The sequence below is a fragment of the Neobacillus niacini genome (assembly GCF_048572935.1).
Taxonomy (GTDB): Bacteria; Bacillota; Bacilli; order Bacillales; family Cytobacillaceae; genus Neobacillus; species Neobacillus niacini.
In genome coordinates this window covers 3,971,480-3,984,262 of sequence record NZ_CP183883.1, presented here as the reverse complement: position 1 = coordinate 3,984,262, position 12,783 = coordinate 3,971,480, and the positions used below count along the sequence as shown (strand labels likewise).

The 12,783-nt window shown below is 38.2% G+C and carries 12 protein-coding genes and 1 pseudogene; all 13 read left to right on the top strand.

What is annotated here, in order from left to right; genetic code table 11:
* Nucleotides 1-174 precede the first annotated feature (174 nt).
* Nucleotides 175-417: pseudogene (locus tag ACN6MT_RS19660) on the top strand (AAC(3) family N-acetyltransferase); the annotation flags it as partial.
* Nucleotides 418-935: 518 nt separating this feature from the next.
* Nucleotides 936-1,946 (top strand): LacI family DNA-binding transcriptional regulator, encoded by a 1,011-nt coding sequence (locus ACN6MT_RS19655; protein ID WP_419887644.1) that lies wholly within the window; start codon nucleotides 936-938, stop codon nucleotides 1,944-1,946.
* Nucleotides 1,947-2,730: 784 nt separating this feature from the next.
* Nucleotides 2,731-3,504: an MBL fold metallo-hydrolase gene (locus tag ACN6MT_RS19650; protein ID WP_419887643.1), complete on the top strand. Its 774-nt coding sequence runs from the start codon at nucleotides 2,731-2,733 to the stop codon at nucleotides 3,502-3,504.
* Between the two features lie 247 nt (nucleotides 3,505-3,751).
* Nucleotides 3,752-4,591 carry an SDR family NAD(P)-dependent oxidoreductase gene (locus ACN6MT_RS19645; RefSeq protein ID WP_419887642.1) on the top strand — a complete coding sequence of 280 codons (840 nt, stop codon included), beginning with the start codon at nucleotides 3,752-3,754 and terminating at the stop codon, nucleotides 4,589-4,591.
* Nucleotides 4,592-4,739: 148 nt separating this feature from the next.
* Nucleotides 4,740-5,570: a BtpA/SgcQ family protein gene (locus tag ACN6MT_RS19640; RefSeq protein ID WP_419887641.1), complete on the top strand. Its 831-nt coding sequence runs from the start codon at nucleotides 4,740-4,742 to the stop codon at nucleotides 5,568-5,570.
* A gap of 86 nt (nucleotides 5,571-5,656) precedes the next feature.
* Entirely contained in the window at nucleotides 5,657-6,481 is an 825-nt protein-coding gene (locus tag ACN6MT_RS19635; RefSeq protein WP_419887640.1) for a BtpA/SgcQ family protein, read from the top strand.
* A 174-nt stretch (nucleotides 6,482-6,655) separates the two neighbouring features.
* Entirely contained in the window at nucleotides 6,656-7,630 is a 975-nt protein-coding gene (locus tag ACN6MT_RS19630) for a nucleoside hydrolase (protein WP_419887639.1), read from the top strand.
* A 68-nt stretch (nucleotides 7,631-7,698) separates the two neighbouring features.
* Complete coding sequence (locus ACN6MT_RS19625) at nucleotides 7,699-8,313, top strand: ECF transporter S component (protein WP_419887638.1); 615 nt, start codon at nucleotides 7,699-7,701, stop codon at nucleotides 8,311-8,313.
* Nucleotides 8,314-8,506: 193 nt separating this feature from the next.
* A complete protein-coding gene (locus tag ACN6MT_RS19620; protein ID WP_419887637.1) occupies nucleotides 8,507-9,256 on the top strand; it encodes an energy-coupling factor transporter transmembrane component T in 750 nt (249 codons plus the stop codon).
* Between the two features lie 93 nt (nucleotides 9,257-9,349).
* On the top strand, nucleotides 9,350-10,213 hold the full coding sequence (locus ACN6MT_RS19615; protein WP_419887636.1) for an energy-coupling factor ABC transporter ATP-binding protein: 864 nt from the start codon (nucleotides 9,350-9,352) through the stop codon (nucleotides 10,211-10,213).
* Complete coding sequence (locus ACN6MT_RS19610) at nucleotides 10,210-11,016, top strand: energy-coupling factor ABC transporter ATP-binding protein (protein WP_419887635.1); 807 nt, start codon at nucleotides 10,210-10,212, stop codon at nucleotides 11,014-11,016. Before ACN6MT_RS19615 ends, ACN6MT_RS19610 begins: the two co-directional genes overlap by 4 nt.
* A 39-nt stretch (nucleotides 11,017-11,055) precedes the next feature.
* Nucleotides 11,056-11,733 carry an aspartate/glutamate racemase family protein gene (locus ACN6MT_RS19605; protein ID WP_419887634.1) on the top strand — a complete coding sequence of 226 codons (678 nt, stop codon included), beginning with the start codon at nucleotides 11,056-11,058 and terminating at the stop codon, nucleotides 11,731-11,733.
* Nucleotides 11,734-11,828: 95 nt separating this feature from the next.
* On the top strand, nucleotides 11,829-12,752 hold the full coding sequence (locus ACN6MT_RS19600; protein ID WP_419887633.1) for an NAD(P)-dependent oxidoreductase: 924 nt from the start codon (nucleotides 11,829-11,831) through the stop codon (nucleotides 12,750-12,752).
* Nucleotides 12,753-12,783 lie beyond the last annotated feature (31 nt).

Below are 12,783 nucleotides of genomic sequence, written 5' to 3'. Positions count from 1 at the left end.
GCATGGGGAAGGTTTACCTGCCTCATTGCCAAAATTTTATTTGTACATTAAGACTGTTTTGGGCTACTTCCTATCTCAGCTATAGGAGGATAAAAGTGCTAGGCACTAACCAGTTCTCTTCCGCAATATTCTCGTATTTGTTAATGTAGAGACTTACGAGAATGGTTGAATGTGATGTATAAGAAACAAGATTTGTTAAATCACCTTAAAGAATTGGGAATTGACGAAAATGGGACATTACTTCTCCATTCGTCAATGTAAAGTATTGGACAAGTTGAGGGTGGGGCGGATACTGTCCTTGATGCACTTTTAGAATTTATGAAAAATGGTCTTTTGGTTTTTCCTACCCGTACATGGTCGTATAGTAAGGCGGAAAACCCTCGATTTTATGTCAATGACTCACATTCTTGTGTTGGATAAAATTAGTCCATTGTAAAAAATCCGAAGCTAAGGTGACTTTTTGTCATTTTAGCTTCTTTTTGGTTGTTAATGAGTGCGGTGTATGAATTTATTTGTAATCTAATAGAAGAACGTTATCTTACTATTACAATAAATCTTAATTCGAACTCTTCCTCCTAGGTCTAGCCGCCTACAGTCTTTCGTAAAAAAGAAGGAAAAATGCAGTATTATGTAGAAATTTGTAATTGCATCAAAATGTTTTCAATCACGTCATTGATTCATTTAGGAAGGATTCTTTTTGGAGTTAACATTGATTCACAATATTTAGTTCTGTGCCTGGCACTTTTAGGTGCTATTGAAAAAGAAGAGAGAGTGGGGAAATGACCCGTGGTCCATACGGAAACGGAAAGAAAAAAGTGTACTGCACAAAATAAGGTAAAAATAATCCACCCTAGTATGGGAGGAAAATGACAAGTTTTATAGAAATATAATAATAGTAAATAATAAGGAAACGTTTCCATAAGGATGTGAGTGTGATGGTAACAATAAAGGATGTCGCTAGGGAAGCTAAAGTATCAATTTCTACTGTATCGAGAGTACTAAATATGAGTGGGTATACCAGTGAAGAAACCAGAGAAAAAGTTCTTAAAGCAGTGAAAAAACTTAATTATAATGGGAGTCTAGTTGCTGCTGCATTGATTAAGAAACAAACATTAACCCTTGGTTTAATCATACCCGATATTAAAAATATTTTTCATTCGGACCTGACTAGAGCAGTAGAGGATGGAGCAAATAGTCATGGGTTTAACATTTTCTTATGTAATACTGATAACAATTTACAAAAAGAAGCAGAGTATATACACCTATTGATTGCAAAGGGAGTCGATGGGATCATTCTGTCATCTCCGGAAGTGAAAGATAAAAATATAAGAGAAGTGAAGGAAAAATTTCCGGAACTTCCTATTGTTATTTTAGGAAGCAAATTCGAAAATTTATCTGTTAATGAAGTTTTAGTCGATAATTTTGATGGTGGCTATAAGGCTACGAGTCATCTATTAGAATTAGGGCATAGAGATATTGCATTTATTTCTGGTGGAGTGGATGCTTATTCAACCATTCAAAGGTATAAAGGATACAAATTTGCATTAAATGAAAGTGGAATTTCAATTAATGACGATTTTGTTGTTTTTGACAAATTTTATATTGAAAGTGGATATAAAAATGCATTGAAATTATTACAAAAAAACAAAAGACCTACAGCAATATTCGCTGGCAACGATAGTATTGCAGTAGGGATCTATAAAGCTGCAAGGGAGCTTAAAATTAAGATTCCCGAACAATTATCAGTTGTTGGTTTTGATAATTCTCAATATGCAGAAATTTTGTCTCCTATGCTGACAACTATTCATACACCTATTAAAGAAATGGGGCAAAGTGCAATAGAAATTATAGTTAAATCAATTAAGGAAAAGCAAAAATCAAAAGAAACACTTGTGTATTATCCAACTTTCATTGAAAGAGAATCAACGAGGGCGATTCATAGTTAGGTAAAGAGTTTAGAATCTGTACCAAGAGGATTTAGAATGTTTTTCATAAAAAGGTTATTGAACTTCCAAGAATTATTGAACAACCTTTCGATATAATTGGTTATATTTTATGGAATCGTTTCCATTTATTTTGTTCATCTTGTAGATCCTCACAGCAATATTTGCTGAAGCGACAGTATTGCGGTAAGGATCTATAAGATGAAAGAGGACTTTTATTATATCTATTCCTAAAAAGACATAAGGAAGGTGTAATAAAAATTCGCATTAAAAACATCATGTAAATACTTAATATTTTAAATTTTCAAAAAAAGTATTGAAATTGATTGCTAAGGTATGTATAATTTGTTTTAACAAGTGGAAACGTTTCCATAAAATTTACTTATCTTTATCATTTTTTTTGAAAATATTTCCAGAAAGAAATTAAATTTATGTGAGATATTTTTCCACATGAAGAATATACGGGTATATATGAAGTTGCCCAATCAATGCAAGAAACCTAAAATCTAATAAACCTCCATAACCATCTTGAAACTACTCCAATGATTAAGACCAACTACAAACTCTTCTATAGTCTCTTACATTACACTTATAAAATTTGTTGGTAAGACAATTTAATTGTTAAGTTACTCTTCATAGCTAAATCAAAAAATCTACTTCCTTAGACTTTACTTCCCAATCTTATTTCTATTTTCCGAGTATTTTGTTTTTTTATTGAAATACCTCTTGGATTTCTTTTTCATGTAGTTCAAAGTGTAAACCTTTAATACTAAGTTGAAAGGGGATCATGATGTTTGATTACAACATATTTATCCAAGGATTTCCTGGAAAGTCATCGACTCACGGGGGACTTGGATGGAGTACAGTTACCTTATTGTCTCAAAATAACCAAAATATTATTATTGACGTCGGCAGTTTTGGTGTCAGGCCACTAATAGTAGATAAGCTGCGTGATAAAGGGTTATCACCAAGTGACATATCATTGGTTTTATTAACTCATACTCATTGGGATCACTGTGTAAATTGGACTTTGTTTCCTAACGCGACCATCGTAGTAGGACGAGTGGATATGATATGGGCATTAGATGAACCGCCTGGAGGATGGCATGTACCTGAACTGTATGTGAAGGAGTTAAATTCTTCTCCACAAATAAGGTTAGTCGACCATCTCGAAGAAGTTGTTCCTGGTATTATTGCTCATCAAACGAAGGGGCATACACCAGGTCACATCGCTTACAGTATAGACAATGGTGACTATGATTTGATATTTAGTGGTGATGCCGCAAAAAATAGGGCCGAACTTTTATCACGTAATGTAGATATGACACTAAATCTATCAGAAAGCCAAAATTCAATTGATTATCTATGGAGTCTGTGGAATAAAAAGAAAAATAGTATTTTAGTGCCCGGACACGATATCCCTATGAAACTTGTAAACGGGAAACCCGTGTACACCCATAATAGGGAAGCCGATTTACAATATTGGATTTCTGATTCATTGGAGGATTATACCTCTATAGAATTTGGGCAGGAAGCAGTGTTAACGAATGATGGAAAATAGGAATACCTGATCCTTTAGAAAATTTAAAGGGGGTGGTTAAACAAATTAAACAATCTAGAAAATTTTGTTTTCCGAATTCTTCACTCGGAATAATGAAAAGGCTTACATATTTGAATTTCATAAGTTAGCCGATTAGCGTTTTATTAAAGCAATTAGAAGTAGTGATTTTGGTGAATAAGTAATTCTTTTGTCAACCGAACATTGCCCAGACATATTAAGAACTGAAATTAGATGGGGTGTGAATAAATTGAGTGATAGATTAAAGCAACGTGTTATCGTGACTGGCGGCTCAAAGGGGCTTGGGCGAGGTATCGCCCTAGCTTTCGCTGAGATTGGTGCGTCGGTAGTCATCGCCGATATTGATGCTGACGCAGGTGAGCGATGTGTACAGGAAATTGTTGATTCAGGAGGAGAAGGGCTTTTCGTATACACGGATGTCTCGTCTAGCGATGATGTAAAAAGACTCTTTGAAGCAGCCCGCCATTTCCAAGGCGGTATAGATGTGCTGGTTAACAATGCAGGCATTGGTCACGGCCCGCTTTCGGAAAGACACTTTCTAAAAACTGACTACGCTATGTGGGAGAACCTAATGAATATACACATTAATGGTCTTTACCACTGCAGCCAAATGGCTGCAAGATCCATGGTTCACCAAGGTGAGGGTGGTGTCATTATTAATATGAGTTCTGGCGGAGCTACACGCGCACATCGTAACCGTGTCGCATACGACGCGACGAAAGGTGCAATCGAGGCCGCTACCAGAGCTTTGGCACTTGATCTGGCTCCATGGAAAATTCGAGTAAATGCCGTGATGCCGGGTGCCATATGGGTTGAAAACAGAACTGCTGTAGGAGAAGAGTCCTCGCCTGACAATCTGATTCCACTTGGCAGGCTCGGAATGCCTCAAGACGTTGGTAAGGGTGTTCGTTTCTTGGCATCACAGGAAGCTTCTTACATTACAGGCCATGTCCTAGCTATAGATGGCGGACTCACAGCGCAGCTCCGGGCACCAAGTATGGATGCAGATGTTGCACTGCCAATCGACGAGATTGAATTAGATTTGTCTTTAACCGGCCACAAAGAATAAATTTGCCCATTCGAAATTCACATCGACAAGTAGAAGATTCATAGGAATCTGCAAATGATTGCGATAGTTGGATCTCAATCAGCATGACCACAAGTCAACCATGTTAAATACATGAAAAAATATAAGATAATTATAGGAGGAATTTGTTATGAAAACGTCATTTACTACTATTTTCGGAGTAGAAAAACCAGTATTAGGTATGGTTCATTTGGGACCTCTACCTGGATCACCCCTATATGATGGAAAACTCGAGCAAGTTTTAGAAGCCGCACTCCGCGATGCGAAAAGTCTAGAAAGAGGCGGAGCCAGTTCCGTAATGGTAGAGAACTTCAACGATTATCCGTTTTACCCTGAAACAGAAGAACCTGAAACAGTGGCAGCAATGACTTTGATTGCCCACGAAATTCGTCGCGAAGTGAAACTTCCAATGGGTATTAATATCCTAAGAAACTCTTGGAAATCTGCACTAGCGGTCGCTGGAACAGTCGGGGCTGATTTTATCAGACTCAATGTTCTAACCGATGCGTACGTGACCGACCAAGGTCTTATCAACGGCACAGCGCACTTAGTAGCGAGATATCGTAAATTCCTAGGCTTGGAAAAGAAGGTAAAGATTTTCGCTGACATTCAGACAAAACATGCAGCTCCTTTGGCGGCTCGACCTATAGATGTCTTGGCTCGGGATACAGCTTATCGTGGGATGGCGGACGCAATTATTCTTGCCGGCGAGGAATCGGCACAGCCTCCTTCCGTTGAGAATTTAGAAGCAGTAAGACGTGCAGTTCCTGATGTTCCTATCATTATCGGCAGTGGAATGAAAGTCGAAACTGCAGGTCTTCTCAAATATGCGGATGGTGCGGTCTTTGGATATGGGGCCAAGATTGACGATATCATGACGAACCCAGTTGACGAAGAGAAAACACGTCGTTTCTGCGAGGGTGTAGAAAGGGAAAGAACAGCTCTATTGATTAAGCGGTAAATATAAACTCGTAAACTTAACATTACCAAGTATTGAATGCCTCGGTTTTCAATGAACCAAATTAAACTAATTAGGAGGAATTTATTATGAAAACATCATTTACTACTATTTTTGGAGTAGAAAAACCAGTTTTGGGAATGGTTCATTTAGGACCGCTACCTGGATCACCACTTTACGATGGAAACCTCGATAGAGTTTTAGAAGCCGCGCTCCGCGATGCGAAAAGTCTTGAAAGAGGCGGAGCCAGTTCTGTAATGGTAGAAAACTTTAACGATTATCCGTTTTACCCTGAAACAGAAGAACCTGAAACAGTGGCAGCAATGACTTTGATTGCCCACGAAATTCGTCGCGAAGTGAAACTTCCAATGGGGATTAATATCCTAAGAAACTCTTGGAAATCTGCGCTAGCGGTCGCTGGAACAGTCGGGGCTGATTTTATCAGACTAAATGTCCTAACCGATGCGTACGTGACCGACCAGGGTCTTATCAACGGCACAGCGCACTTAGTAGCAAGATATCGTAAATTCCTAGGCTTGGAAAAGAAAGTCAAGATTTTCGCTGACATTCAGACAAAACATGCGGCACCTTTGGCGGCTCGACCTATAGATGTCTTGGCTCGGGATACAGCCTATCGTGGTATGGCGGACGCAATTATTCTTGTCGGTGAGGAATCTGCACAACCTCCTTCCGTTGAGAATTTAGAGGCAGTAAGACGTGCAGTCCCTGATGTTCCTATCATTATCGGCAGTGGAATGAAAGTCGAAACTGCAGGTCTTCTCAAATATGCAGATGGTGCGGTCTTTGGATATGGCGCCAAGATTGACGATATCATGACGAACCCAGTTGACGAAGAGAAAACACGTCGTTTCTGCGAGGGAGTCAACAGAGAAAGAAACCATCAATTGGTATAGTAGCACGAATGTACGCGCAATTTTAATAGAATAGTATCGAAGGCTTTTGGGGGCCAACTTAGCCCCCTTTTATATACCGAATCCTCATTCAAATGAGGATTGGTGCTAATGCATCTCTCGATATTTTCCTATAAAAGGCGTTATAAATTTAAGAGACAAGGAGGATTAGAAAGTATGGTAGAACGAGTAATTATTGATACGGATCCAGGTACTGACGACCTTGCGGCTATTTATCTGGCGCTAGCGTCCCCGGAACTTCAAGTAGAAGCGATAACGACGGTGTATGGGAATATAGAGGTTCAAACCTCGACACGCAATGCTCTTGCTTTACTTGAAGTAGCTGGAAGAACAGATATTCCGGTTTACAAGGGGGTTGTCAAACCATTAATACGCCCAATAAAATTTGCCAAGCACATTCACGGCGATAACGGTCTCGGTGGTGTTGAACTCCCAATACCTTCCGCTTCGGTGGCGGAAGGGTATGCTGCGATGGAGATTGTGAAGCGCGTTAACGATGCACCAAATGAAATCACGATTATGGCGATAGGACCAGTGACAAATGTGGCACTTGCCCTTTCCATTGACCCAAGTATTGCACAAAAGGTGAAAAGAATCATGATTATGGGTGGTGCAGTCCGTGTTGCCGGAAACATTACTCCTACGGCCACATTCAATTTAAATTGTGATCCAGAGGCCGCACGGATGGTGTACGAGTCGGGTGCGCCTATCGTTCAGGTTGGTCTCGATGTATGTACAAAGGTGAGGATTTCGAAAGAAAACCTTGATCGTATAAGGGATTCGGGTAATCGTCCCGGAGAATTCCTCTTTGAGGCAGCCGAATTCCGCCGTCAGGCCTACAGCAAAGCGCAGCTTACTTCAGAAACGGAAACAGGTGTCTTTTTCAATGACTTGCCTGTCGTTGCCTATGCACTTTGGCCAGAACTCTTTGAGGTGCAGCCAGCATTTGTTTCGATTGAGACGGCGGGGGTGCTGACAGCTGGTCAAACTGTCGCAGAATTTACAGGGCAGTGGGGTCATCCGGAAGCCAATACCTCAATCCTCATGGGGGTTGATGGAGAAACTGTGGCAAAACGGTTTGCCGATCGGGTGTCTACCTTAGAACCTAAAAGGTCAAGCCTTATAAATTAAAATACAATTTACTTCAAGAGCAACTTGGCGAAATATCTGTAAAACCCATATAAAAAGGAGGACGAAATATGAAAGGGATTAAAAAAGATTTTACACTTTTTGCAATTTTGCTTATTCCCATTGGTGTCGCCGTTAATGTAGTTGCTGGAGAACTAGTCGAATTGTTAAAGATACCGCTTTTCTTGAATCAAATTGGTACGATGATTGTTGCGATGGTAGCTGGACCATGGGTTGGAGCAATAACAGGAGGGGTTTCAAAACTCATTTTTGGCATATTTAACCCTACTCAATTAGCATTCATGCCGGTTGCCATGGCTTCAGGAATTGTAGTAGGTTTATTAGCTAAGAAGGGAATGACAACAAAAGTTTGGAAGGTTGCCATTACTGGTTTTATTGTGGCGATTGTTGCAATACTAATCGCGACTCCGACAACGGTTATTGTTTTTGGCGGGGCCTCCGGAACCGGTTCAGATGCACTAACGGCAATTGTCTTAGCTTCTGGAAAAGAAATTTGGACTGCTGTTGTTACTCAAAAGATATTTGTTGAAAGTATCGATAAAATACTTTCAATATTTGTGGCCTATATGATTGTTCGGAAGATGTCAGATCAATACCTTTCTAAACAAAACTATGGACACTTATATATAAAAAATAAGACAAATAATAAGACGATAGGTTTATAGATCGTTATAGTCAAGGGGTGGGTGAGAATGTGGATAGCAATGCTGAACCTCACCACTCACCTCATTATGGCGTTTTACTACTATCCGCATATATCTTAGAAACATAAGAGAGGTTTGAGAGTATTAAAACCCAATTTTTTCACCATGAAAAAAGGGGAAAAATGAACCTTAAAATGAAATGGGAGATAAAAATATGAAAAAACTAGGGTCCTTTATTCTAAATCTGTATCCAACTACGAAATTTTTGTTTGCAGTATTTTTGATGATTACTCCATTACTGTTACCAGGTTATCTATATTCATACTTGGTCCCCGTGTTGTGCTTAATCATAGCCATATTAGCTGGAAAAACAAAGCTATATGTAGACATTGTCTTTAAGGGACTGCTTTCGATCGTCTTCATGATTTTTCTTTTGCAATCATTCTTCTATCCTGGAGATACCATATTATGGTCATGGAAGATATTCTCCATTAGACAAGAAGGAATTGACTTTAGTTTACAATTAACTTCCAAAATTTTAGCGGTAGGATCAGCTATTGTTTTATTTTTCCAGATTACAAAAATAAATGACTTAGCCCGTTCTCTAGAAATATTAGGAGTTTCGCCGAAAGCTACCTATGTGCTTTCATCCGCACTTAATATTATTCCCGAGATGAGGACGCATTTATTAAGAATAATGGATGCACAAAAAACGCGCGGTGTGGAAACGGAAGGGAATCTTCGAATCCGTATAAAAGCATTTTTTCCGGCATTAACCCCTCTGATTTTATCGTCATTTTCAAGTACAGATGAGAAAGCTATAACATTGGAATCCAGGGCATTCACCGCCCGAACCAAAAAGACAAGTTTACATCAATTAGAAAAGACTAAGAGTGATTCAGTAGTAAGGGTATTACTATTGATTTTATTTGTATTCATCTTGATCTGGAGGTTTTTCTTATGAGTGGCATAGAGATCAGAAATCTATCTTACCAGTACCCTACTGGCAATTACTATTGATTTTATTTGTATTCATCTTGATCTGGAGGTTTTTCTTATGAGTGGCATAGAGATCAGAAATCTATCTTACCAGTACCCTACTGGCAGTGAAAAGGTTTTGCATGATATTAATCTGACTATTGAAAGTGGAAAGTTTTATGCCTTTGTAGGGGTAAATGGCGGAGGCAAGACCACACTTTGTAATGTTATTCGAGGCTTTATTCCACATTTTTTTAAGGGAGAAATTAGTGGTGAAGTATTGATAGACGGGAAGGATGTGCGTGATTGGGATACAAGTGATCTTGCGCAGAAGGTGGGATTTGTCTTCCAAAATCCCTTCACTCAAATCAGTGGAGTGAAAGAAACCGTTTTTGATGAGATTGCTTTTGGTCTTGAGAATTTAGGAGTTGAAGTCAGCGTTATTAGGCAGAAAGTTCAAGAAATAATTAGCTTACTTGGCATTGGCTACATACAAGACAAAAATCCAAATGAACTCTCAGGCGGGCAAAAACAAAGAGTGGCTCTCGCGTCGATTATCGTGATGGAGCCAGAAATTTTAATATTCGATGAACCAACATCACAATTGGATCCGCAGGGTACGGAGGAAATCTTTAAAGCAATAGATATTATGAAGAAAAAAGGAAAAACGATTATTTTAGTAGAGCATAAAATTGAATTAATTGCGGAGTATGCAGACTATGTGGTCGTTCTTCAGGATGGACAGATTAAGAGACAAGGAAGAACGGAAGATGTTCTTTCTCACGAAGATACGCAGGACTTTGGGATAGGATTAACCCAATATACACTATTAGATTTACAAATGAGGAAACACAATATGAATACCGGAAGAATTCCTATTACAGAAAGCGACTCTATTAAAGTAATGAAAGAATGGATGTCATTACAAGGGGTGAAAATATGAGTTTTTTAACGTTAAATGACATTACTTATCGTTATCCCAATGGTTTTACGGCTGTTGAAAATGTCAGCATGTCTTTCGAACAGGGTGAATCGGTAGCCATAATTGGACAAAATGGCGCTGGGAAAACAACAACAGTGAAAATGATGAATGGGCTATTAAAACCGACAAAAGGTGATGTCATTATTGGAGGCTTAAATACAAAAGACTATACAACCGCTCAGATAGCTAGAAAGGTAGGCTATGTATTTCAAAACCCGGATGATCAAATTTTTCATGAAAATGTAAAAAGTGAAATAAGGTTCGGCCCTAAAAACCTTGGTTTTCCGGAGGCGAAAATTGAAGAAAACGTAATGAAGGCAGCAGAATTAACGGGAATTGTGCATTTATTAGATATACATCCGTATAATTTGCCTTATTCTCTGAAAAAATTTGTAACGATTGCCTCGGTGATTGCGATGGATACAGAGACGATTATCTTAGATGAGCCAACCGCTGGTCAAGACTCTCTATCCATTAAAAGATTAGGTTCCATTATTGATTCATTAGTTCAAGAAGGAAAAACCATTATTACCATTACACATGATATGGAATTTGTCGTTGAAAACTTTGACCGAGTTATCGTAATGGCAAATAAGCGAGTAGTCGCAGATAGTACGAAGCAGGAAATATTCTGGAATCATGACATTTTGGAAGAAGCAATGCTAAAACAGCCTCATATCAGTCGATTAAGCCATGCACTAAATTTAAATAAGAAAATATTAAATATTGACCAAATGATAGATACGCTAAAAGTAATCAGATGAATGAAATGCTAATTCTACTAAAATAGGAGGAGAATTGATATGAAAATTGGTATTATTCATGCAACCTGTAATGCTGTACCACCTTTAAATGCAGCATTTAACAACTTAGCCCCGGAAGTAACGGTTTTAAATTTCGTTGATGAAAATATTCAGTACTATGCTAACCAAATTAATGGAATCGATGATAAATCATATCGAGATTTTGTAGATATTGCAGTTAAAGCACAGGAGGCAGGTGTTGATGCAATTATTGTTGCATGCACCGTACTTACACCTATTATTGATTCTGTGAAGCCATTTGTATCAGTACCGATAATGGCCGTAGATCGTCCAATGTTAGAAAAGGCAGTCAAAAATTATAATAAAATAGGTGTTGTTGTAACGAATGGACCAACCGGACCCTTAACAGAAGCCCAATTGAAGAAGATTGCCAAAGAGTTGGGTAAAGAAGTTGAAATAGATACACAAATTGATACACAGGCTATGACTGAATTGAAAGCAGGAAATGAGGAAGAACATAATCGACTTAATTGTCTTGCTGCAGCGGAATTGAAAGAAAGAGGATGTGAAGTGATCGTTCTTGCGCAGATTACACAGGCATCTGCAGAAAAGGAAACCAGTACCTTAGGACTACCCGTGTTGACAAGTCCAAAAGAAGCGGTAAAAGCGATAATCAGTGCGTTAGAAAGTGAAAAACTAAATAAGGTTGGAAGTTAAATTCTATTTCAAAAAGTCCGAATATTAATAATAGTCTTTCTGCTAGAGGGTGTTTAAAAAGCCATGGAATAAATTAAAAAAAGGAGTGTTCTTAAATGAAAGTAAGTTTTATTGGATTAGGCGTAATGGGTACGGGTATGGCATTTAATCTTGCAAAAGGTGAAAAGGAAGGTGAATTTGATTATCTTGTATGTGATGCAAATACAAATTCTCTTGAACCATTCAAGGAAAAAGGAATTAAAACCACAACGAATAGTCTAGATACAGTAGATAGTGATTATATTTTTCTCTGTCTGCCAGACTTAGAGATTGTAAAAAAAGTTATCGTAGGCGAAAACGGTCTATTAAAGTATATGGAACCAGGTCAAACGATTGTTGACTTTAGCACGATAAGTTACTTAGGTGCAATTGAAATTGCTGAAACCTGCAGAGCGAATGGAATTGAATACATGGATTGTCCAATTTCTGGTCATCCGAGAACAACGATTGATGGAACACTTAGTATCATGTGTGGGGGAAATGAAGAATTATTTAACACCATAAAACCTATGCTTGATCGAATGGGGAAACAGATACTTTACATGGGTGAAAACGGGGCTGGACAGCTTACGAAGATGATTAATAACTGTGCATTAAATATTTGTTGTGCGAGCTTTAGTGAATTATTACCAGTTGGTGTAAAACTTGGTTTAGATCCAGAAAAACTCGGTGACATATTAATGACGGCAACAGGATCTAGTTTTGCTTCACAAACACTGATTCCTAAACTTTTAGAAGGGAATTTTGAACATAGCTTTTCACTAGAAAGAGCATATAAAGATATGGAAAGTATGAATGAAGTATTAGTAAAATACCAAATTCCACTACCAACTTTGAGCGGAACCATGCAAACGTATCAACTTGCATTACATAACGGACAAGGAAATTACTACAAGCATGCAATGATTCGGTACTTTGAAGATTTGTTAGGTGTAAAGGTACGTAAAAAGAACTTTGAAGAAGCTCAAATGGTTAAATAATCACCATTAGTAGTGTCAGTAATCATCTTTA